Source organism: Paraburkholderia sp. BR13444 (assembly GCF_040948755.1).
In the GTDB taxonomy this organism is placed as follows: Bacteria; Pseudomonadota; Gammaproteobacteria; order Burkholderiales; family Burkholderiaceae; genus Paraburkholderia; species Paraburkholderia youngii.
Genome location: NZ_JBFPKM010000004.1, coordinates 59,547 through 80,304 on the forward strand (window position 1 = coordinate 59,547; position 20,758 = coordinate 80,304).

Annotated in this window: 17 protein-coding genes; 14 read left to right on the top strand and 3 right to left on the bottom strand. The window is 63.6% G+C overall.

The genetic code is table 11. The features are described from left to right. Nucleotides 1–11: 11 nt before the first annotated feature. The 7 genes from AB3X95_RS12835 to AB3X95_RS12865 all read left to right on the top strand — a co-directional run bounded on the left by AB3X95_RS12835 (nucleotide 12) and on the right by AB3X95_RS12865 (nucleotide 8,258). Nucleotides 12–821, top strand: coding sequence for a 2-keto-4-pentenoate hydratase (locus AB3X95_RS12835; RefSeq protein ID WP_184225252.1), 810 nt, complete (start codon nucleotides 12–14; stop codon nucleotides 819–821). A 35-nt stretch (nucleotides 822–856) separates the two neighbouring features. Continuing rightward, complete coding sequence (locus tag AB3X95_RS12840) at nucleotides 857–1,807, top strand: acetaldehyde dehydrogenase (acetylating) (protein ID WP_368621519.1); 951 nt, start codon at nucleotides 857–859, stop codon at nucleotides 1,805–1,807. Nucleotides 1,808–1,820: 13 nt separating this feature from the next. Further along, nucleotides 1,821–2,846: a 4-hydroxy-2-oxovalerate aldolase gene (dmpG, locus tag AB3X95_RS12845; RefSeq protein ID WP_368621520.1), complete on the top strand. Its 1,026-nt coding sequence runs from the start codon at nucleotides 1,821–1,823 to the stop codon at nucleotides 2,844–2,846. A gap of 101 nt (nucleotides 2,847–2,947) precedes the next feature. Next, on the top strand, nucleotides 2,948–4,210 hold the full coding sequence (gene mhpT / locus AB3X95_RS12850) for a 3-(3-hydroxy-phenyl)propionate transporter MhpT (protein WP_368621521.1): 1,263 nt from the start codon (nucleotides 2,948–2,950) through the stop codon (nucleotides 4,208–4,210). Nucleotides 4,211–4,290: 80 nt separating this feature from the next. After that, nucleotides 4,291–5,175: an alpha/beta fold hydrolase gene (locus tag AB3X95_RS12855; RefSeq protein ID WP_184225248.1), complete on the top strand. Its 885-nt coding sequence runs from the start codon at nucleotides 4,291–4,293 to the stop codon at nucleotides 5,173–5,175. A 60-nt stretch (nucleotides 5,176–5,235) separates the two neighbouring features. Further along, nucleotides 5,236–5,442, top strand: coding sequence for a hypothetical protein (locus AB3X95_RS12860; RefSeq protein ID WP_368621522.1), 207 nt, complete (start codon nucleotides 5,236–5,238; stop codon nucleotides 5,440–5,442). A 587-nt stretch (nucleotides 5,443–6,029) separates the two neighbouring features. Further along, nucleotides 6,030–8,258 carry an NADP-dependent isocitrate dehydrogenase gene (locus AB3X95_RS12865; protein WP_176366273.1) on the top strand — a complete coding sequence of 743 codons (2,229 nt, stop codon included), beginning with the start codon at nucleotides 6,030–6,032 and terminating at the stop codon, nucleotides 8,256–8,258. A gap of 188 nt (nucleotides 8,259–8,446) precedes the next feature. Here AB3X95_RS12865 and AB3X95_RS12870 read toward each other — a convergent pair whose 3' ends face one another. Further along, the gene (locus tag AB3X95_RS12870) at nucleotides 8,447–8,674 is read right to left on the bottom strand and encodes a hypothetical protein (RefSeq protein ID WP_013092475.1); all 228 of its coding nucleotides are present in this window, start codon (nucleotides 8,672–8,674) and stop codon (nucleotides 8,447–8,449) included. A gap of 360 nt (nucleotides 8,675–9,034) precedes the next feature. Further along, on the bottom strand, nucleotides 9,035–9,931 hold the full coding sequence (locus AB3X95_RS12875; protein ID WP_176126375.1) for a LysR family transcriptional regulator: 897 nt from the start codon (nucleotides 9,929–9,931) through the stop codon (nucleotides 9,035–9,037). A gap of 98 nt (nucleotides 9,932–10,029) precedes the next feature. On the opposite strand from AB3X95_RS12875, the gene AB3X95_RS12880 reads away from it, so the two are divergent. From AB3X95_RS12880 to AB3X95_RS12890, 3 genes are read left to right on the top strand one after another with little or no spacing between them, the layout of a single operon-like run. After that, nucleotides 10,030–11,334 carry a CitMHS family transporter gene (locus AB3X95_RS12880; protein ID WP_368621523.1) on the top strand — a complete coding sequence of 435 codons (1,305 nt, stop codon included), beginning with the start codon at nucleotides 10,030–10,032 and terminating at the stop codon, nucleotides 11,332–11,334. A gap of 25 nt (nucleotides 11,335–11,359) precedes the next feature. Then, nucleotides 11,360–12,733, top strand: coding sequence for an acyclic terpene utilization AtuA family protein (locus AB3X95_RS12885; protein ID WP_368621524.1), 1,374 nt, complete (start codon nucleotides 11,360–11,362; stop codon nucleotides 12,731–12,733). Then, nucleotides 12,720–13,025 (top strand): hypothetical protein, encoded by a 306-nt coding sequence (locus tag AB3X95_RS12890; protein ID WP_176106766.1) that lies wholly within the window; start codon nucleotides 12,720–12,722, stop codon nucleotides 13,023–13,025. Before AB3X95_RS12885 ends, AB3X95_RS12890 begins: the two co-directional genes overlap by 14 nt. Nucleotides 13,026–13,082: 57 nt before the next feature. Here the strand turns inward: AB3X95_RS12890 and AB3X95_RS12895 are convergent, their stop codons facing one another. Beyond that, complete coding sequence (locus tag AB3X95_RS12895) at nucleotides 13,083–13,793, bottom strand: FadR/GntR family transcriptional regulator (RefSeq protein WP_176126372.1); 711 nt, start codon at nucleotides 13,791–13,793, stop codon at nucleotides 13,083–13,085. Nucleotides 13,794–14,208: 415 nt separating this feature from the next. Here AB3X95_RS12895 and AB3X95_RS12900 point away from each other — a divergent pair, with 415 nt between their 5' ends. The 4 genes from AB3X95_RS12900 to AB3X95_RS12915 all read left to right on the top strand — a co-directional run bounded on the left by AB3X95_RS12900 (nucleotide 14,209) and on the right by AB3X95_RS12915 (nucleotide 20,735). Beyond that, entirely contained in the window at nucleotides 14,209–15,540 is a 1,332-nt protein-coding gene (locus tag AB3X95_RS12900; RefSeq protein ID WP_368621525.1) for an MFS transporter, read from the top strand. Between the two features lie 130 nt (nucleotides 15,541–15,670). Beyond that, nucleotides 15,671–17,020 carry a glucarate dehydratase gene (gene gudD / locus AB3X95_RS12905; RefSeq protein WP_368621526.1) on the top strand — a complete coding sequence of 450 codons (1,350 nt, stop codon included), beginning with the start codon at nucleotides 15,671–15,673 and terminating at the stop codon, nucleotides 17,018–17,020. 538 nt (nucleotides 17,021–17,558) lie between these two features. Beyond that, nucleotides 17,559–19,832: a beta-glucosidase gene (locus tag AB3X95_RS12910; protein ID WP_368621527.1), complete on the top strand. Its 2,274-nt coding sequence runs from the start codon at nucleotides 17,559–17,561 to the stop codon at nucleotides 19,830–19,832. A gap of 84 nt (nucleotides 19,833–19,916) precedes the next feature. Continuing rightward, entirely contained in the window at nucleotides 19,917–20,735 is an 819-nt protein-coding gene (locus AB3X95_RS12915; protein WP_368621528.1) for a peptidylprolyl isomerase, read from the top strand. The last annotated feature ends 23 nt before the right edge of the window (nucleotides 20,736–20,758 follow it).

A 20,758-nucleotide genomic window follows, 5' to 3' on the forward strand; every position in this document is an offset into this window, starting at 1 on the left:
TGGAATCCGCTATGAACACTCAAAGCAACATCGACGCGTTGGCCCTGCGCCTGCGCGAATCGGAACGTACGCGCGTGACCATCGCGCCGCTGCGCGACGACGCGCGTTTCGTCGAACTGCCGAACCCGGCCGACGCCGAGCAGCTCGCGTACGCGGTGCAGCAGGCCAACGTGGCTGCGCGCGTCGCGGCGGGCGAGCGCATCGTCGGCCGCAAGATCGGACTCACGTCGCCGGCCGTGCAGCGTCAACTCGGTGTCGATCAACCTGACTTCGGCGCGCTGTTTGCATCGATGGCGTATGGCGACAGCCAGCCGATTCCGCTCGGCGAGCTGATCCAGCCGAAGGTCGAGGCGGAGATCGCGCTCGTGCTCGAGCACGATCTGCTGCACGAGCGCCACACGTATGCCGATCTGATGCGCGCAACCGCGTATGCGGTCGCGGCGATCGAAGTGGTGGACAGTCGCATCGAAGGCTGGAACATCCGCTTCGTCGATACGGTCGCGGACAACGCGTCGAGCGCGCGCTTCGTGCTCGGCAGCCGCCCGGTGCTGCTGCGCGATGTCGATCTCGCGGCCTGCGCGATGACGCTGTCGAACGATGCCGAAGTCCTGTCGCGCGGCAATGGTGCCGCGTGTCTCGGCAATCCGCTGAATGCCGCAGCGTGGCTCGCGGATCGGATGGTCCGGCTCGGCACGCCGCTGCGTGCCGGCGACGTGCTGATGACGGGCGCTTTGGGCCCGATGGTCGCGGTCAGGCAGCCGGGCACCTTCAGCGCGCAGATCGACGGTCTCGGCAGCGTCCGCGCGACCTTTTCCGCATAAAGCAAGCACTCGCAAGCACTCGATTGGGAACTCATATGGCAAGCGAAAAACTCAAGGCCGCGATCATCGGCTCGGGCAACATCGGCACGGATCTGATGATCAAGATCCTGCGCAACAGCCGGCATCTGGAGATGGCGGCGATGGTCGGCATCGATCCGAACTCGGACGGCCTCGCGCGCGCCGCGCGGCTTGGCGTCGCGACCACGCATGAAGGCGTCGAAGGTCTGACGCGTCTGCCCGTGTTCAATGACATCGACTTCGTGTTCGACGCGACCTCGGCCGGCGCGCACGTGAAGAACGATGCGCTGTTGCGAAAGCTGAAGCCTTCGATTCGCGTGGTCGATCTGACGCCGGCCGCGATCGGCCCGTACTGCGTGCCGGTCGTCAATCTCGACGCGCATATCGGCGCGCCCAACGTGAACATGGTGACCTGCGGCGGACAGGCGACCATTCCGATGGTCGCGGCCGTGTCGCGCGTGGCGAAGGTGCATTACGCGGAGATCGTCGCGTCGATCAGCAGCAAGTCGGCCGGTCCCGGCACGCGCGCGAATATCGATGAATTCACCGAGACCACGTCGAAGGCGATCGAAGCGGTCGGCGGCGCGGCGAAAGGCAAGGCGATCATCGTGCTCAATCCGGCCGAGCCGCCGGTGATGATGCGCGATACCGTCTATACGCTGTCGGAGATGGCCGACCTCGACAAGGTCGAGGCTTCGATCGAGCAGATGGCCGCCGCGGTGCAGGCGTACGTGCCCGGCTATCGCCTGAAGCAGAAGGTGCAGTTCGATGTAATCCCTGCGAACGCGCCGCTCAACATTCCGGGCCTCGGCAAGTTCAGCGGCCTGAAGACGTCGGTCTTCATCGAGGTCGAAGGCGCCGCGCACTACCTTCCCGCCTACGCGGGCAATCTCGACATCATGACTTCGGCCGCGCTCGCGACCGCCGAGCGCATGGCGCAGGCGCTCGTGCAGGCATCAGAGGCTTAAGGAGACTCCCCGCATGGACAAGAAACTGTATATCTCCGACGTGACGCTGCGCGACGGCAGCCACGCGATACGTCACCAGTACTCGATCCAGAACGTGCAGGACATCGCACGCGCATTGGACCGCGCGAAAGTGGACAGCATCGAAGTCGCGCACGGCGACGGCCTGCAAGGTTCGAGCTTCAACTACGGCTTCGGCGCGCATAGCGACCTGGAATGGATCGAAGCGGTGGCCGACGTCGTCGAGCACGCGAAGATCGCGACACTGCTGCTGCCGGGCATCGGCACGATTCACGACCTGAAGGCTGCGTATAACGCGGGCGCGCGCGTGGTGCGCGTGGCGACGCACTGCACCGAAGCGGACATCTCGAAGCAGCACATCGAATACGCGCGCGAACTCGGCATGGACACCGTCGGCTTCCTGATGATGAGCCACATGACCACGCCGGAGAACCTCGCCATCGAAGCGAAGAAGATGGAGAGCTACGGCGCGACCTGCATTTACGTGGTCGATTCGGGCGGCGCACTGACGATGAACGATGTGCGCGACCGCTTCCGCGCGGTGAAGACCGTGCTGAAACCCGAAACGCAGACGGGCATGCACGCGCACCACAACCTGTCGCTCGGCGTGGCGAATTCGATCGTCGCGGTCGAAGAAGGCTGCGACCGCATCGACGCATCGCTCGCGGGCATGGGCGCAGGCGCGGGCAACGCGCCGCTCGAAGTGTTCATCGCGGCAGCGGAGCGCATGGGCTGGAATCACGGCACCGACCTCTACACGCTGATGGACGCCGCCGACGACATCGTGCGTCCGCTACAGGACCGGCCGGTGCGCGTGGACCGCGAAACGCTGGCGCTCGGCTATGCGGGCGTGTATTCGAGCTTCCTGCGTCATTCGGAAGTGGCCGCGAAGAAGTACGGTCTGAAGACCGTCGACATTCTGGTCGAGCTGGGCAAGCGCCGCATGGTCGGCGGCCAGGAAGACATGATCGTCGATGTCGCACTGGATCTGAAGCGCGGATCCGACGCAGTGGCCTCATGACCCAGACGCTGCGCGGCGGCGCCGCATGCCACGCGCGCAGCGTTCATTTCACCCAGCAAGGTCGCCGCAAGAGCGACGCTGATTCAACATTGGAGACATTCATGCGGCAGTCAACACAAGCAACCCCAACAACGCAGTCGACGAAACCTCTTGCCAGCGGCGCGCTGACGATCGGGCTCTGCCTGATCGTCGCGCTGCTCGAAGGCGTCGACCTGCAATCGACCGGCCTCGCTGCACCGCGCATGGCGCGCGAATTTCATCTCGCGGTCGCGCAGCTGGGCTGGGCGTTCAGCATCGGCGCATTCGGGCTGCTGCCCGGAGCCGCGATCGGCGGACGTCTCGCCGACCGGCTCGGGCGCAAGCGCGTGCTGATGTGGTCGGTCGCGCTGTTCGGCCTCTTCTCGCTCGCGACCGCGCAGGTATGGGATCTGAACAGCCTGCTCGCCGCGCGCTTTCTGACCGGCCTCGGTCTTGGTGCGGCGATGCCGAATCTGATCGCGCTGTGCTCGGAAGCGGCGCCGCCGCACCAGCGCAACACGGCGGTCGGCGCGATGTATTGCGGCATGCCGTTCGGCGCGGCGCTTGCGGCGGTGGTCGGCATCGTCAGTCCGGGCGATGAGGGCTGGCGGCATATCTTCTACGTCGGCGGGTTCGGGCCGTTGCTGGTGCTGCCGCTGCTTGCGCTGTTCATGCGCGAGTCGGCGCAGTTCGTCGCGGCGCGCGCAACCACGGGCGCGCGGCCCGATGCAGCCGCTAGCGTGACGCGCGCGCTGTGGCAGGAAGGGCGCGCGGGCACGACGATCGCGTTGTGGATCAGCTACCTCGGCACGCTGATCGTGCTGTATTTCCTGATCAACTGGCTGCCGTCGCTCGTGTTGACGCGCGGTCTGACGCGCGTGCAGTCGGGTGTCGTGCAGATGATGTTCAACATCGGCGGCGGCATCGGCGCGATCGTGATCGCCGGCATGATGGACCGGATGGGCCGGCGCCGCACGGTGGCGGGCATGTATGTCGGCATCGTCGTTGCGCTTGGCGCGTTGCTGAGCGCGCATGGCGGCGCGTCGATGGCGTGGGGCGGTCTGCTCGCGGGGCTGTTCCTGGTCGGCGGCCAGTCGGTGCTCTACGCGCTGGCGAGCAGCCTGTACCCGACCGAAGTGCGTGGCACCGGCGTCGGCGCGGCCGTGGCGGTGGGCCGTCTCGGCTCGATCCTCGGACCGTTGATCGCGGGGCAACTGCTCGCGATCGGTCAGGGCGCGAGCGTGCTGCTCGGCGCGAGCATTCCGCTGATCGCGGTTGCCGCGATCGGCGCGTGGCTCGTCGTGAATCGCTCGACACTTCGATACACCGCGGTGGCCGCGCAGTAGTTTGCGGCCTGAAATATGGAGCGGGTTCGCCGTCGGCGGCGGCCCGCAGTCACTCAACTCGTGAAACACAGGAATTCGACATGAGCAATACCAACACGCAAGCAGTGGCGATCAGTGAAGAAGCGACCAGCAAATTCGTCCGGATCACTGAAGATGGCCGCGAGGTGCAGCTGCACTACAACGACGTGGGGCAGGGCGCGGACACGGTCGTGATGCTGCACGGCTCGGGACCGGGTGCGACCGGCTGGGCCAACTTCAATCGCAACGTCGAGCCGCTCGTCGCGGCGGGGTATCGCGTGATCCTGATGGACTGCCTCGGGTGGGGCAAGAGCGACCCGATCGTCTGCAAGGGTTCGCGCGCGGAACTCAACGCGCGCTGCCTGAAGGCGTTGCTCGATGCGCTCGATATCGAGCGCGCGCATATCATCGGCAACTCGATGGGTGGGCATAGCGCGGTCGCGTTCGCGCTCGCTGAACCGCAGCGCGTCGGCAAGCTCGTGCTGATGGGCGGCGGCACCGGCGGCCCGAGCCAGTTCGTGCCGATGCCGACCGAAGGCATCAAGCTGCTGCAGGGGCTGTACCGCAACCCGACCATCGAGAACCTGCAGCGCATGATGAGCGTCTTCGTGTTCGACACGAAGGCGTTGACCGAGGATCTGATGCAGGCGCGTCTCGCGAATATGCTGGCACGGCGCGACCACCTCGAGAACTTCGTCGCGAGCCTCGCCGCGAATCCGAAACAGTTCAACGACTATGGGCCGCGCCTCGGCGAAGTGGCCGCGCCGACGCTCGTGATCTGGGGCCGCGACGATCGCTTCGTGCCGATGGACGTCGGGCTGCGGCTCGTCGCCGGGATGCCGAACGCCGATCTGCATGTGTTCGGCCGCTGCGGGCATTGGGCGCAGTGGGAGCATGCGGACAAGTTCAACCGGATGGTGGTTGAGTTCCTGGGACGCGAGGGGTAAGGCGGGTTGTTATTGCGAGCGACTGGCGCGCCGTTGCGGCGGCGGGCTGGTTGCTTCTTTATGCCCATTTCCCGGCGATTTTACGGCTCCGCGTGTAGAGTCAATGTAGATACCCTCTCGGGTTCAGGAACAGAAACTCCGGGGGTCGCGCTGATGAACATGGTGCGCACTCTGGGCCTGGAGGCACGCGCCGCACGCAAAGTCGAGTGCGCTCCGGCCGAGGTGGTCGAGGACGCGCTTGCCCGCCTTCAAACGATTCTGGAATGACGGGAAAGACGATTCGACCTGAAGCCGCGCGCGGCGAGTGACGCAATCACTCCGCTGCCAGCATCCGACTCGTATGTTTCACGTGCGAGCATTCCCGTCCGCGCCTCCCCCACTTCTCCCGTCTAACCGTCGACTGCCGCACCACCAGATGCGGATCTGTCCACTCTGCAGGGGACACTCGTGCGCCCTCCGTCGACGAAGCCCGCACGGAAACGTCGTGGCGCGCGAAGCGCGGGCCTGATGGTTCGCGGCGGCTGAAGCGAGCGAGATTAGCGACTTCTCAATGCGATCCATTCGCATTTAGCCAAAAATAATATGCCGCAAGTCATCTATAAGATATCTGTCTTAAGACCCGGGCAATCGGCCGCAAACCCTTGCCAGCCGGGGCTCGACCCTTTTCGGTAGGGTCTCGCGACCTGTTTGTTTACCCACATTTAGTGGAAAACGCGCATATACTCTCGGTCGTATCGCAAAACGAAGGTCGCGGGTTGCGTCGTGCCGAACCGGCGCCGTCGCCATCGCGCCGCGATTTGGGCTGGCCTCGACTGCCAACGCTCTGTCTATCACTTCCTAGCAAAGCATTAATCATGTCCACACCGCCGAAGATCATCTACACCCTGACCGACGAAGCGCCCGCACTGGCGACGTACTCGCTGCTGCCGATCGTCAAGGCGTTCACGCGCTCGTCCGACGTGCTCGTCGAAACGCGTGACATCTCGCTCGCCGGCCGGATCATTGCCGCATTTCCCGACTACCTGAGCGCGGAACAGAAGGCTTCCGACGATCTGGCGGAGCTCGGTGGACTCACCACGCGCCCGGAAGCGAACATCATCAAGCTGCCGAACATCAGCGCGTCGGTGCCGCAACTGAAGGCCGCGATCGCCGAGCTGCGCGACCAGGGCTACAAGCTGCCGTCGTACCCGGACGTCGCGACGACCGACGCCGAGAAGGACGTCAAGGCCCGTTACGACAAGATCAAGGGCAGCGCGGTGAACCCGGTGCTGCGCGAAGGCAACTCGGACCGCCGCGCGCCGCTGTCGGTCAAGAACTATGCGCGCAAGCATCCGCACAAGATGGGCGCGTGGAGCGCGGACTCGAAGTCGCACGTCTCGCACATGAGCGGTGGCGATTTCTACGGCAGCGAGAAGTCGGCGCTGATCGCGCAAGCCGGTAGCGTCAAGATCGAGCTGGCCGCCGCGGACGGCACGACGACGGTCCTGAAGGCGAAGACGCCGGTGCTGGCAGGCGAAATCATCGACGCGTCGGTGCTGAGCAAGAACGCGCTGCGCAGCTTCATCGAAGCGCAGATCGCCGACGCGAAGGCGAACGGCGTGCTGTTCTCGGTGCACCTGAAGGCCACGATGATGAAGGTCTCGGACCCGATCATCTTCGGCCACGTCGTGTCGGTGTTCTACAAGGACGTGCTCGCGAAGCACGCAGAGGCGCTCGCCAAGGTCGGCTTCAACCCGAACAACGGTATCGGCGACCTGTACGCGCGTCTGAAGGATCTGCCGGCTGAAACGGCAGCGGCGATCGAAGCCGACATCAAGGCGCAGTACGAACAGCGTCCGCCGCTCGCGATGGTCAACTCGGATAAGGGCATCACGAGCCTGCACGTGCCGAGCGACGTGATCGTCGACGCCTCGATGCCGGCGATGATCCGCGAGTCGGGCAAGATGTGGGGCGCCGACGGCGCGCTGCACGACGCGAAGGCGGTGATTCCGGACCGTTGCTACGCCGGTGTGTACCAGGCTGTGATCGAAGACTGCAAGAAGCACGGCGCGTTCGATCCGGTCACGATGGGCACGGTGCCGAACGTCGGCCTGATGGCGCAAGCCGCAGAGGAATACGGTTCACACGACAAGACGTTCCAGATCCCGGCGAACGGCGTGGTCCGCGTGACCGACGAAGCCGGCGCGGTGCTGCTGGAGCAGCCGGTCGAGGAAGGCGACATCTTCCGTATGTGCCAGACCAAGGACGCGCCGATCCGCGACTGGGTCAAGCTCGCGGTGAACCGCGCCCGCGCAACCAACACGCCGGCCGTGTTCTGGCTCGACCCGGTGCGCGCGCACGATGCGCAGATCATCAAAAAGGTCGAACAGTACCTGAAGGATCATGACACCAACGGTCTCGACATCCGCGTGATGACGCCGGTCGACGCGACGAAGTTCTCGGTCGAGCGCATCCGCGCGGGCAAGGACACGATCTCGGTCACCGGCAACGTGCTGCGCGACTACCTGACCGACCTGTTCCCGATCATGGAACTGGGCACCAGCGCGAAGATGCTGTCGATCGTTCCGCTGATGGCCGGTGGCGGCATGTTCGAAACCGGCGCGGGCGGTTCGGCGCCGAAGCACGTGCAGCAGCTGGTCGAGGAAGGCTTCCTGCGCTGGGATTCGCTCGGTGAATTCCTGGCGCTGGCCGCATCGCTCGAACATCTGAGCACCGCGTATCACAACCCGAAGGCGCAGGTTCTCGCGAAGACGCTCGATCAGGCGACCGGCAAGTTCCTCGACAACGACAAGTCGCCGGCGCGCAAGGTCGGCGGCATCGACAATCGCGGCAGCCACTTCTACCTCGCGATGTACTGGGCCGAAGCACTGGCCGCGCAAACCGACGACGCGGCGCTGCAAGCGCAGTTCGCGGGCGTCGCGAAGGCGATGGCCGACAACGAGGCGAAGATCGTCGCGGAACTCGGCGCGGCGCAGGGCAAGCCGGTGGATATCGGCGGCTACTACCGTCCGAACGTCGAGCTGACCAGCAAGGCGATGCGCCCGAGCGCGACGCTGAACGCGATCGTCGATTCGGTGGCTTGACGCCGTACGGGCCGCTGATGCGGTAAGCGTCGTGGCCGCAGCTACGCGGGCCCGGAAAGCCACGCGGTAAGCGCGCAGCGCAACCGCGCACAAAGCCGCAAGCAGGACCGCAAATACGACAATGGCGCCTTCGGGCGCCATTGTCGTTTCTGCTTTCACTGCTACGTCGCCGTCGGTCATATCCGTCCTTATACGTGAACGATTTCCCAATCGGCGAGCTTCTCCGGAATTTCGAGTGTCGACGTGTCGAGCTCGGACAGATGCTCGCAGCTCAGGCCGCGCGCGAGGTCGTCGGCGGCCTGTTGCGGGCTCGAGAATTCTCCGAGCGTTTCGTTGCCGTAGGTGGCTTCCCAGCCGTCCTGACCCGGCAGAATGTAGAACGCTCCCTGCGTCGAACCAAAGCGAAAGCCTTTCATTTTTTGTCTCCCAGTTACCAATAAAAAAGCCGCGATTCGTAACGGCTTCTGCGCAATCTCTGGGATTTGGGTGGCCATTTCGCGAGGCCCCTCGAATCCGACTGCGTGAAGCGCATGCTCTTGTGAAAGAGTCTACGTCAGGGAGTCGGCTGGCAAGCGGGCGTCAAACCGTTCTTTATCTTAAAAATATTTTTGTAAAAACAATGGGTTGCGCGTTTCATTTTGCGATGTGCAACGCCGCCGGACATCGTGAAATGCCCGGTTTGTGCCACGCACCATAATTTTTTACGACGCGCGGCATCGTTTCGTATCGTGAAAATTAGGGGCTGCGCGCGACGGGCAAAACGATGCCATGCGGCCCTATGACGCGTCGATCCGTTCGATCAGCATCGCGACGAAGGTCTCGCTCACCGGCGGCAAGGTTCGGCCACGCTTTCTGATCAGCGCGATGCGGCGCGTGAACGCGGCTTCGTCGATCGGCCGCGCGACCAGTTCGGGCTCCGCGCGTACCTCACGTGCCGACGCCGGCAGGATCGTGATGCCGAGGCCGGCGCGCGCCATCGCGACCGCGCTCATCATGTAGGTCGGCTCGCAGGCGATGCGCGGCTCACATTGCGCGTCGGCGAACGCGCTGTCGACGACCGCACGCACGCTCGTGCCCTGGGCGGTCAGCACGAGCGGCTCGTTGGCGAGATCGGCGAGCGTGACGGGCCGGCGCCGCCGTGCGAGTGCGTGCTGCTTCGGCAGCACTGCGACGAGCCGGTCGATGCCCTCATGCAGCACCTCGAGCCCGCTGTCGTTCAGCTCGCCGCCGGTCAGCCCGATATCGACTTCCTCGTTGCGCACCAGCGTGTTGACCATGCTCGCGACGACATCGCGCACCTCGAAGCCGACGCGCGGCACGGCTTTTCTCAGCGCCTGCACCAGCTCGGGCAGGACGCTCGCCGCGAAGGTCGGCAGGCAGGCGATGCGCACCGTGCCGCTCGCGCCTTCGCCGAGCGAGCGTGCATCGCGCAGCACGTGCTCCATGTCGTGCAGCGATTTCTGCAGCACGGGCAGCAGCTCGCGGCCGGTCGGCGTCAGCGCGACATTGCGGCTGTTGCGATCGAACAAGCGCAGGCCGACCGTTTCCTCGAGCCGGCGAATCTGCACCGTCAACGCCGGTTGCGACAGATGCAGCCGCGCGGCCGCGCGCGTGAAGCTGCCCGTTTGCGCGACCGCGATAAACGCCCGGATGTCCCGCAGATTCAGATCCATGATGATTTGTGATCGCTGCGATTAGTTCATTTCAATTGTTTTATTGCTGCCGCGAACTTACGCTCGATCACACTAAAAAACAACCTGGAGACAAGCTCATGCTGCCATTGCTGGGGCTGGCTACCATCGTCGTGCTGCTCGGCGCGATCCTGTCCAAACGCATGTCGCCGCTCGTCGCGCTGATCATCGTGCCGCTCGCGGCATCGCTGCTCGGCGGCTTCGGCCTGCAGACCAGCAAGTTCGTCGTCGATGGTCTGAAAAGTCTCGCGCCGGTCGTCTGCATGTTCGTATTCGCGATCCTGTACTTCGGCACGATCACCGACGCCGGCATGCTCGACCCGATCATCGAGCGTATCCTGCGCGCGGTCGGCACGCGGCCCACGCGCATCGTGATGGGCACCACGCTGCTCGCGCTGCTGATCCACCTCGACGGCTCCGGCGCCGTCTGCTTCCTCGTCACGATTCCCGCGATGCTGCCGCTTTACGATCGCCTGAAGATGGACCGGCGCGTGCTCGCCGCGGCGGTATCGATGGCGGCCGGCATCAACTTCCTGCCGTGGACGGGGCCGATGATTCGCGCGTCTGCGTCGCTGCATCTGCCGATCTCGGCGCTATTCAATCCGCTGATTCCGGTGCAGGCGATCGGCCTCGTATTCGTGTTCTCGATGGCGTACTGGCTCGGGCGGCGCGAGGAAAAGCGCCTCGGCCTCACTGCCGCGAGCGGGTCCGTGCCGATGCCCCAACGCGAACTGACGCCAGAACAACAGGCGCTGCGCCGCCCGCAAAACTTCTGGTTCAACATCGTGTTGACGCTCGTCGTGCTGGGCACGATGGTCGTGATGGGCGAGAAGATTCCGCCGGCCGTTATGTTCATGGTGGGCCTGTGCGTCGCGTTGATGGTCAACTATCCGAACGTCGACATGCAGCGCAAACGGATCGACGCGCATGCGCGCGCCGCGCTGATGATGGCCGGCATCTTGCTCGCGGCCGGCGTGTTCACCGGCGTGATGCAGGGCAGCGGCATGCTGAAGGCGATGGCGCAGGCGGCGGTCGGCTTCGTGCCGCCGGCGATGGCGAGCCATATTCCGATCGTGCTCGGCCTGCTGTCGATGCCGCTCAGCATGTTGTTCGATCCCGATTCCTTTTATTTCGGCGTACTGCCGGTGATCGCGGAAGTGGCGGGCCAGCTCGGCGTGCCCGCAGTGCACGTCGGGCAGGCCGCGTTGCTCGGACAAATGACCACCGGTTTTCCGGTCAGCCCGCTCACGCCCGCGACGTTCCTCGTGGTCGGCCTGTGCGGTATCGAGCTGGCCGATCATCAAAGATTCACGTTTCCCCTGCTGTTCGGCGCGTCGGTCGTGATGACGATGGCGTGCGTCGCGCTCGGGATCTTTCCACTGTGAGCTTCATTGAACGGACGGGAGCACCATGACAGCCACTGAATCTGAACGCATCGTGCGCATCGGCGCTGGCGCGGGCTATTCGGGCGACCGCATCGAACCCGCGCTCGAACTCGCGGAACACGGCCACCTCGACTATCTCGTGTTCGAATGCCTCGCCGAACGCACGATCGCGATCGCGCAGCAGGCGCGCAGCAAGGACGCGGAGCTCGGCTACGACCCGCTGCTCGAAGCGCGCATGCGCGCGGTGCTGCCCGTCGCGGCGCGCAACGGCGTGCGTATCGTGTCGAACATGGGCGCGGCCAATCCTCGCGCGGCGGCGCGCAGGACCGCACAGATCGCGCGCGAGCTCGGTCTCGGCGCGCTGAGGATTGCCGCCGTCACCGGCGACGACGTGCTCGACGTCGTGCGTGCGGGCGGCTTCCATTTCGTCGAATCGGGCGACGCGTTGGCCGCGTACGAGGACCGGTTGATATCGGCGAATGCGTATCTCGGCGCGAGCGGCATCGTCGACGCGCTGGCGGCCGGCGCGCAGATCGTGCTGACCGGGCGCGTCGCCGATCCGTCGCTGTTCGTCGCGCCGCTGGTCCACGAATTTGGCTGGCGTATGGACGACTGGCCGATGCTCGGCCAGGCGACGGTAATCGGCCATCTGCTCGAATGCGCAGGGCAGATCACCGGCGGCTATTTCGCAGACCCCGGCTTCAAGGACGTGCCGAATCTCGCGCGGCTCGGCTTTCCGATCGCCGAAGTTGCGCGGGACGGTTCGGTGGTGATCACGAAGCTCGCGCAAAGTGGCGGGCTCGTGACCGAGGCGACCTGCAAGGAGCAGTTGCTGTACGAGATTCACGATCCGCGTCGTTATCCGCAGCCCGACGTGGTGGCCGATTTCTCGCAGGTGCGCGTCGAGCAGGAAGCCCCGGACCGTGTGCGCGTCACCGGCGGTGGCGGCACGGAGCGCACCGCGACGCTGAAAGTGTCGGTTGCGTATTTCGACGGCTATATCGGCGAAGGGCAGATTTCGTACGGCGGACCGGGCGCGCTTGCGCGGGCACGGCTCGCTCTCGAGATCGTGCGCGAACGGCTCGCGCTGACCGGTGTAGAGACGCGTGAACTGCGCTTCGATCTGATCGGCGTGAACGCACTGCACGGTGACACGGTGGCGGCTGGCCATGGCGAGCCGTACGAAGCGCGCGCGCGGGTGGCGGGGCGCACGGCATCGCTCGCGGAGGCGGTGCGCATCGGCAACGAGGTCGAGACGCTGTACACGAACGGACCGGCGGGCGGTGGCGGAGTGACGAAGGCGGCGCGCGAGGTGGTCGCCGTGCAATCGGTGCTGCTGCCGCGCGAGCATGCGACGCCGGCTTTCTCGCTGGTGGAGGCTCGAGATGAAACTACGTGAACTGGCTCATTCGCGCACCGGCGACAAGGGCAATACGCTCAACATCTCGGTGATCTGCTACGACGCGCGGCATTACGAGCGGTTGCGCGATGTGTTGACGCCCGAGCGCGTCAACGCGCATCTGCGGGAGGTGGTGCGCGGTGACGTGGTGCGTCATGAGTTGCCGGGCCTTGCCGCGTTCAACTTCGTGCTCGGGGATGCGCTCGGCGGCGGCGTTACGCGTTCGCTCGCGCTCGATGCGCATGGCAAATCGCTGAGCTCGGCGTTGATGGATCTGGACGTGGGGGAATGAGCGGATGCTGCTGGCGGCGTGTCGTGTTGCGGGGCGGTCGATCAGCCCCGCATGCGATCACACGCCAGCCTTCGTCAAATCATGCGCGCGTCGCAGACGCTCGCGGCTGTTGCTCAGATGCATGCGCATCGCGGCGCGCGCGTCGTCGGCGTCCTGACGTTCGATCGCGCGATAGATCATCAAGTGCTCGCCGAGCACGCTACGCAGCACCTCGATATGGTCGAGCTCCGCGATCTCGGCCGAACCGAGCCGCGTGCGCGGGCTGACCGAGCGCCCGAGCTGGCTCAGCACGTCGAAGAAGTAGCGGTTGCCGCTCGCGCGTGCGATCTGCAGATGGAACTCGATGTCGTGTGCGAGCGTGTCGGTGCTGCCGCGCTCGAGTTCCGACTCGAAGCGATCGAGTGCGATGCGAATCTGCTTCAGGTTCTGCTCGGTACGCCGCGAGGCCGCGAGCGCGGCCGCGGCCGCTTCGACGTCGATCCGGAACTCGATGATCGCCATCACGTCGAGCATGCTGGTGAGATCGGCGGCGGGAAGCTGCATCGGCTTTTCCGCGGCGGGCGTGAGCACGAACGTGCCGATGCCGTGGCGCGTCTCGACGATCCTCGCTGCCTGCAGACGCGAAATCGCCTCGCGGACCACGGAGCGGCTCACGGACAACTGCTTCATCATCGCGACTTCGGTGGGGATGCGATCGCCTGGCCTCAGCGCCCCGCGGCGAATTTCATCGGAAAGGGTGGCCACCACCTTTTCAGTTAGGCTGCTCATTTTTGTGGCTGGTTGACTGATCCAACAAAGTATCGCACAGGACTGTACTCGATTCTGCCGGGTTCGGCGGCATCGGCGCGGGCTATTTTTTCCGTGCGGACGCGCGATGGAGCGAAGATCAGGCGGACATTGGCGCAAACGCATGGGGTGCTGCTAGCGAGCCGCCAATTTAAAGACATCGGACGTCTTATCTAGTGAGACCTAGAAGTGGGCTATAGTCTTTGAAGCCTTGAACCCGCTGTTATTTCAAAGGCATTGATCGAGACACGCAGGGTAAACACGCAACTAGATTTGAGAAAAACAACGCGGTAGACTGTCGTCAGACAACGTATCAGACCTGCCGGCGGGTCTCGCACTCACCTGTTGCGTCGCGCTGCGTTCCACCAGGCCACATGGCCGACAGGGGAGACAAATCTTGACATCAGTTCTGACTGCCGCGCTCGACCCGCTGGAATCAGCGGTCGCGAAGGTGAAGCGCAACGTGTTGCCGCTTTTCCTGATCATGTTCATCGCGAACTATATCGACCGCGTGAACATCGGCTTCGTCAACGCGCACATGAAGACCGATCTCGGCATCGGAGCGGCAGCCTACGGTCTCGGCAGCGGGCTGTTCTTCATCGGCTACGCGCTGTTCGAAGTGCCGTCGAACGTGCTGATGCAGAAGTTCGGCGCGCGCGCGTGGCTCACGCGCATCATGGGCACGTGGGGGCTGGTGGCGGCCGCGATGGCGTTCGTGTGGAACGATACGTCGTTTTACGTGCTGCGGTTCCTGCTCGGCGTCGCCGAGGCGGGCTTCTTTCCCGGCGTCGTCTTTTACTTTACTCAGTGGCTGCCGCAAAAAGAACGCGGCAAGGCGATGGCGATCTTTCTGTCCGGCTCGGCGCTCGCGTCGGTGCTGTCCGGCCCGATCACCGGCTCGCTGCTGTCGATTCGCGGCCTCGGCCTGCAAGGCTGGCAGTGGATGTTCCTGATCGAAGGCGGGTTCTCGATCGTGCTGTGCATCGTCAGCTGGTTGCTGCTGAAGTCGCACATCCGCGACGCGCACTGGCTCACCGGCGAAGAACAGCGCGTGCTCGAACACTCGATCGCGGCCGAACAGGCCGAGCGCGAGGCGCAGGGCGGCGCGCATCTGCCGACGATGAAGCTGCTGAAGGACCCGCAGATCGCGCTGTTCTGCTTCCTGTACTTCGCGATCCAGCTGACGATCTACGCGGCCACTTTCTGGCTGCCCACGATCATCCGCAAGATGGGCGGCCTGTCCGATTTCGAGGTCGGCATGTTCAACGCGATTCCGTGGCTGATCGCAATGGTCGCGATGTATGGTTTCGCGGTCGTATCGGCGAAGTGGCGTCATCAGCAGGGCTGGCTCGCGGTCGCGCTCGTCATCGCGGCGATCGGCCTGTTCGCGTCGACATCGGGCAACCCGGTCTTCTCGTTCGTCGCGATCTGCTTCTCGGCGATCGGCTTCAAGGCGGCGTCGTCGCTGTTCTGGCCGATTCCGCAGGGCTACCTCGATGCGCGCGTCGCCGCCGGCGTGCTCGCGCTGATCAACTCGCTCGGCAACCTCGGCGGCTTCTTCGCGCCCGCTACCTTCGGCTATCTGCAGCAGCACACGGGGTCGATCACGGGCGGCTTGTACGGCCTCGGTGTCGCGTCGCTGCTCGCGGCTGCGGCCGGCTTCCTGACGCGCAACAAGCCCGGCAATCGCGAGCCGGCGCCCGAGTCGTTGCGCGGCAACGCGCATTGACTACACTGACGGCTCGTATGCGGCCGTCAGTTCTTCTGTATTCGAGTTTTCATCCGGTCCGGTCGAACGCGCACGCAGCGCGCGGCGGCTTCCGCCGGCCGGCTTACTTCATCACACAGGTGCTTTTCCCATGTCCACCAAACCTACCGAATCGAACGCCACGCCGGTCGTCACCGAGCTGCGCGTCGTGCCCGTCGCTGGCCGCGACAGCATGCTGATGAATCTGAGCGGCGCGCATGGTCCGTTCTTCACGCGCAACGTCGTGATCCTGCGCGACAGCGCGGGCCATACCGGTGTCGGCGAAGTGCCGGGCGGCGAGAACATCCGCAAGACGATCGACGACGCGCGGCCGTTCGTGGTCGGTCAGTCGATCGGCAATCTGCAGGCGATATTGAACCAGGTGCGCACGCAGTTCGCCGATCGCGACGCAGGCGGTCGCGGTCTGCAGACCTTCGACCTGCGCACGACGATTCACGCGGTGACCGCGCTCGAAGCCGCGCTACTGGACCTGCTCGGCCAGCATCTCGGCGTACCGGTCGCGGCGCTGCTCGGCGAAGGCCAGCAGCGCGACGAGGTGGAAATGCTCGGCTACCTGTTCTATATCGGCGATCGCAACAAGACCGATCTGCCGTATGCGAACAACGCCGGCGCGCGTGACGACTGGGAGCGCGTGCGCACCGAACAAGCGCTGACGCCGGAAACGGTCGTGCGTCTCGCCGAAGCCGCGAAGGCGCGCTACGGCTTCAACGACTTCAAGCTGAAGGGCGGCGTGCTGCAAGGCGACGCGGAAATCGAAGCGGTCACGGCGCTGGCCGAGCGCTTCCCCGAAGCGCGCGTGACGCTCGACCCGAACGGCGCGTGGTCGCTCGCCGAAGCGGTGCGCCTGTGCCGTGACAAGCACGACGTGCTCGCCTACGCGGAAGATCCGTGCGGCGCGGAGAATGGCTATTCGGGCCGCGAAGTGATGGCCGAGTTCCGCCGCGCGACCGGCCTGCCGACGGCGACCAACATGATCGCGACCGACTGGCGTCAGATGGGACACGCCATCCAGCTGCAATCGGTGGACATTCCGCTCGCCGATCCGCATTTCTGGACCATGCAGGGCTCGGTGCGCGTCGCGCAGATGTGCAACGACTGGGGCCTCACGTGGGGCTCGCATTCGAACAACCACTTCGATATTTCGCTCGCGATGTTCACGCACGTCGCGGCCGCGGCGCCGGGCAAGATCACCGCGATCGATACGCACTGGATCTGGCAGGACGGTCAGTTGCTGACGCGCGATCCGCTGCGGATCGTCGGTGGCAAGGTCAAGGTGCCGCAGAAGCCGGGCCTCGGCATCGAGCTCGATATGGACGAACTCGAGAAGGCGCACGCGCTGTATCAGCAGCACGGCCTCGGCGCGCGCGACGACGGCGTTGCCATGCAATATCTGATTCCGAACTGGAAGTTCGATAACAAGCGTCCGTGTCTCGTGCGTTAAAGAGGATTTAACTCAATCGAAAGCCTGGCGGGCTGCACGAAAGGTGCGGTCCGCCAGGTTTTTTTGTTTTCAGGCCGTAGACATCCTCGCTCGCCGCACACTACTCATCAGACGTCTGTGCATATCTATTAAGTCATTGTTTTTATTGCTGTCACGTAAACCCTAGTCGTCTGATGACGATTAAATCATTACGATGGCTTCACTGGAAAGCGGATCGTGTCCATGTTGAGGTGAACGTCGGGAACGAGAGGTTTCCAGCCAGGCCTACATGTCTTTTTAGATTCGGGCCTTGGAGCAGCAGCAAGCGGAAAACTGGCAACAAATCGAATCGCAGTCCTTCACATTAAAACGACCGATGCGCGTCTCGCATTTGTGCATATAACAATTGAGGAAAGACATGTCTGTGAAATTCACTCAGAGGAGAACAGCCGCTGCCGCAAGTTTCGTATTCATTCTGGCGGCGTGCGGTGGCAGTGATAGTCCGAACACAACGGCGGCTTCAACGCCAGCCCCGACGCAGACATCCACCATGCCATGGATGAATACGTCACTGTCTCCCGAAGCACGCGCGGCACTGCTTGTCCCCGCAATGGCGCTTGCCGATAAGGAAGAGCAATTGGCCGGTTCGAATCCCGGCATCCTGCCTGAATTGCCGCAGTGCTACGGTGCGCGGCACATTCTCGGCCTGACGAAGTACGCTATTCCGACGTTGCGCATCACCAATGGGCCCGTGGGTATCGGCCAGAACGACTGCGTTTCTCCGTCCGTATCGGGCTTCGCCGCCTATACGGATTCCAGCTCCGCCAAGGCGACCGCTCTGCCTTCAGCGATCGCGATGGCGGCTTCGTTCGATCCTTCCGTAGCAACCCAGTTTGGCAACGTGGTTGGCGTCGAAGGAGGCAATCTGGCTCTGCACGTGTTCGAAGCGCCGGGTATGAATCTGGCAAGGTTGCCGGTGGGCGGACGCAACTTCGAGTACATGGGCGAGGACCCCTATCTCACCGGCACGATGGGTGTCGCCGAAATCCATGCCGTGCAAGCGCACGGCATGATCGCGATGGCGAAGCACCTCGTGGCGAATGAGCAGGAAACGAATCGCATGACGATTCAGGAGAGCATCGACGACCAGACGTTGCACGAACTCTATATGCTGCCGTTCGAAATGGCGGTGAAGGCAGGCAACGTCGGCGCCGTCATGTGTTCGTACAACTCGGTGAACGGTTTTTCGATGTGCGAGCAGAAGCACATCCTGTCCGATGTGCTTCGCGGACAATGGGGCTTCAAGGGCTACGTGCAGTCGGACTTCTTTGCGGCGCACAGTACCGCGCCGACCCTTCTGGCAGGCATGGACAACGAAATGCCGCTGCCGCAGAACTGGTCGCCGGCAAATCTGAATGCGGCTTTGGCTTCGGGGCAGATTCAGACCTCGGATATCGACAATGCGCTGCTGCGCCGATACACGCAGATGTTCCGCGCGGGCATCTTCGATCGGCCCATTGCTCAGACCGCCATCAACGCGACGGCCGACGGTGCGGTCGCGAAGCAGATCGGTGAACAGTCGGCCGTGCTGCTGCAAAACAACGGGACTTTGCCGCTGAAGAAGACGGTTCGAAACGTCCTTGTGGTCGGCAAGACGACACAGGTCTATGCGCAGCAAGCGGTTGCCGGCGGCAGCTCGGTCGGCCACCCGATGGGTTCGGGCGGCGGCAGCTCCGACGTCGTCGCCTTGTACACCGTGACGCCGGTGCAGGGCATCAAGGACACGCTAGCGAACCTCGGCAATACCGGTGCTCAGGTTCATCTGGCGCTCGTCGACGACAACAATTCGACTGGCACGATCGACGGCGCGGCCGCCACCATCTCCGATGTCACGTCAGCGGCGACCGGCGCAGACGCTGTGATCTTCATGGCCGGCTCCATGTCGGAGGAGGGTGCCGACCAGGCGACCTTTACCGACTCGACGGGGCTGACGCTCGACACAGGCAAGTACCTGAATACGCTCGACTGGTATTCGCCAAAGTCGAGCTCGATCACCACCTCGAGTACCGCAAAGAACAGCAACACGCTCGCGTTGCTGCAGACCATCGTCGCGGCAAACGGCAACACCGTGCTCGTTCTGAAGGACAGTGCTGCCGAAGCGCTCGATCCGTCGATCCTCACCGGCGGGACATCCGCCGCGAGCGCGATTCTCGAGACGTGGTTCCCGGGCCAGGAAGACGGGCACATCGTGGCGGATCTGCTGTGGGGCGTCGCGAATCCGTCCGGCAAGCTGCCTGTGACGTTCCCGCAGGTCGGCCAGGGCTTCATGGATTCGATTACGGCTTACCAATACCCGGGCGTGTCGATCAACGGAAGCGCGACGGTCACCTACTCCGAAGCGCTCAATGTCGGCTATCGCTGGTATGACGCGATGGGCAAAACTCCGGCATTCCCATTCGGTTACGGTCTTTCGTACACGACCTTCACGATTACCGACCCGACCGTCAGTACCGGAGCAAACGGCACGTACACGGTTAGCGCGGTCGTGAAGAACACGGGTTCCGTCGCGGGCGCCGAAGTTCCGCAGGTGTACGTTGCGCTGCCGACGTCAGCGGGAGAGCCGCCCAAGCGTCTGGTGGGATTTCAGAAGGTGAGTCTGAATGCAGGCGGAACGCAGACCGTGTCGATCACGATCGATCCCGCCGCGCCGAATCATCCGCTCAGCACGTGGAGTAAAGATGCGCAGCAGTGGACGACTCCGACGGGTTCCTACTCGGTGTATATCGGGAACTCGTCGCGCAGCCTTACTCTTGCGGGAACTATTACTAAATAAAGTCGAATAAAGCGCCAGAGTCTGATCAGGTTCGATGCTTGATCGGACCTGGCGTTACACACACCAACGAAAGTGGTCCGCTTAATGAAAGTACTATCACGACGGATGTTGGCACTTGTGCTCGGTGCAATGCTCTCGCTGACGACGAGTGCAACAGAGAAGCCCTTCGTCACGGTCAATGGCAAACCGGTTTCTCAGGCCGATGCCGATTTGTACATCGGACAGGCGCATGCGCAAGGATTTTCCGATTCCCCACAATTGACGGACCATGTGCGGGACGAACTGATCCGGCGCGAAGTTCTGTTCCAGCAGGCGCAGAAAACTGGCTTCGACCGCAACCCGGAAGTCGCGGCACGCGCCGAGGCCGCGCGGCAAAAGATTCTCGCGCAGGCGCAGGCGACCTGGGAGATCGAGATCGTCAGAGCGTACATGCAGGACTTTCTGAAAAAGAATCCTGTCAGTGACGATCAATTGAAGGCGATGTACAACGACATGAAAGCAAAAGGCGGAAGCACGCAATATAAAGTCCGCCATATCCTCGTCAAGGATGAAGGCCAGGCAAAAGACATCATCGCGAAGCTGAACAAGGGTGCGTCATTCGGCGACCTCGCAAAGGAATCGATCGATGCCGACACTCGATATAACGGCGGAGATCTGGGCTGGATAACTTCCAGCAAGGTGGTCAAACCGTTTGCTGACGCGGTTTTGCATTTGCACAAGGGCGAATACACTCGCACGCCGGTCAGGACCGGATACGGTTTTCATGTGATCGAAGTCGATGACACTCGCCCCTTGCAGGTTCCGTCGTTCGAAGACATGAAGCCGATGCTGTACCAGCAGGCACAAGCGGAACTCGTCGACAGGATGGTGAAGGATCTTAGAGCGAAAGCCACCATTCAGTAAGCGGCCAAGTCACGTTCGTCATC

Excerpts from the sequence above, each read along its gene's own strand:
- AB3X95_RS12835 (WP_184225252.1), top strand. The coding sequence starts at position 12 with ATGAACACTCAAAGCAACATCGACGCGTTGGCCCTGCGCCTGCGCGAA.
- AB3X95_RS12840 (WP_368621519.1), top strand. The coding sequence starts at position 857 with ATGGCAAGCGAAAAACTCAAGGCCGCGATCATCGGCTCGGGCAACATC.
- dmpG (WP_368621520.1), top strand. The coding sequence starts at position 1,821 with ATGGACAAGAAACTGTATATCTCCGACGTGACGCTGCGCGACGGCAGC.
- mhpT (WP_368621521.1), top strand. The coding sequence starts at position 2,948 with ATGCGGCAGTCAACACAAGCAACCCCAACAACGCAGTCGACGAAACCT.
- AB3X95_RS12855 (WP_184225248.1), top strand. The coding sequence starts at position 4,291 with ATGAGCAATACCAACACGCAAGCAGTGGCGATCAGTGAAGAAGCGACC.
- AB3X95_RS12860 (WP_368621522.1), top strand. The coding sequence starts at position 5,236 with ATGCCCATTTCCCGGCGATTTTACGGCTCCGCGTGTAGAGTCAATGTA.
- AB3X95_RS12865 (WP_176366273.1), top strand. The coding sequence starts at position 6,030 with ATGTCCACACCGCCGAAGATCATCTACACCCTGACCGACGAAGCGCCC.
- AB3X95_RS12870 (WP_013092475.1), bottom strand. The coding sequence starts at position 8,674 with ATGAAAGGCTTTCGCTTTGGTTCGACGCAGGGAGCGTTCTACATTCTG.
- AB3X95_RS12875 (WP_176126375.1), bottom strand. The coding sequence starts at position 9,931 with ATGGATCTGAATCTGCGGGACATCCGGGCGTTTATCGCGGTCGCGCAA.
- AB3X95_RS12880 (WP_368621523.1), top strand. The coding sequence starts at position 10,030 with ATGCTGCCATTGCTGGGGCTGGCTACCATCGTCGTGCTGCTCGGCGCG.
- AB3X95_RS12885 (WP_368621524.1), top strand. The coding sequence starts at position 11,360 with ATGACAGCCACTGAATCTGAACGCATCGTGCGCATCGGCGCTGGCGCG.
- AB3X95_RS12890 (WP_176106766.1), top strand. The coding sequence starts at position 12,720 with ATGAAACTACGTGAACTGGCTCATTCGCGCACCGGCGACAAGGGCAAT.
- AB3X95_RS12895 (WP_176126372.1), bottom strand. The coding sequence starts at position 13,793 with ATGAGCAGCCTAACTGAAAAGGTGGTGGCCACCCTTTCCGATGAAATT.
- gudD (WP_368621526.1), top strand. The coding sequence starts at position 15,671 with ATGTCCACCAAACCTACCGAATCGAACGCCACGCCGGTCGTCACCGAG.
- AB3X95_RS12910 (WP_368621527.1), top strand. The coding sequence starts at position 17,559 with ATGAATACGTCACTGTCTCCCGAAGCACGCGCGGCACTGCTTGTCCCC.
- AB3X95_RS12915 (WP_368621528.1), top strand. The coding sequence starts at position 19,917 with ATGAAAGTACTATCACGACGGATGTTGGCACTTGTGCTCGGTGCAATG.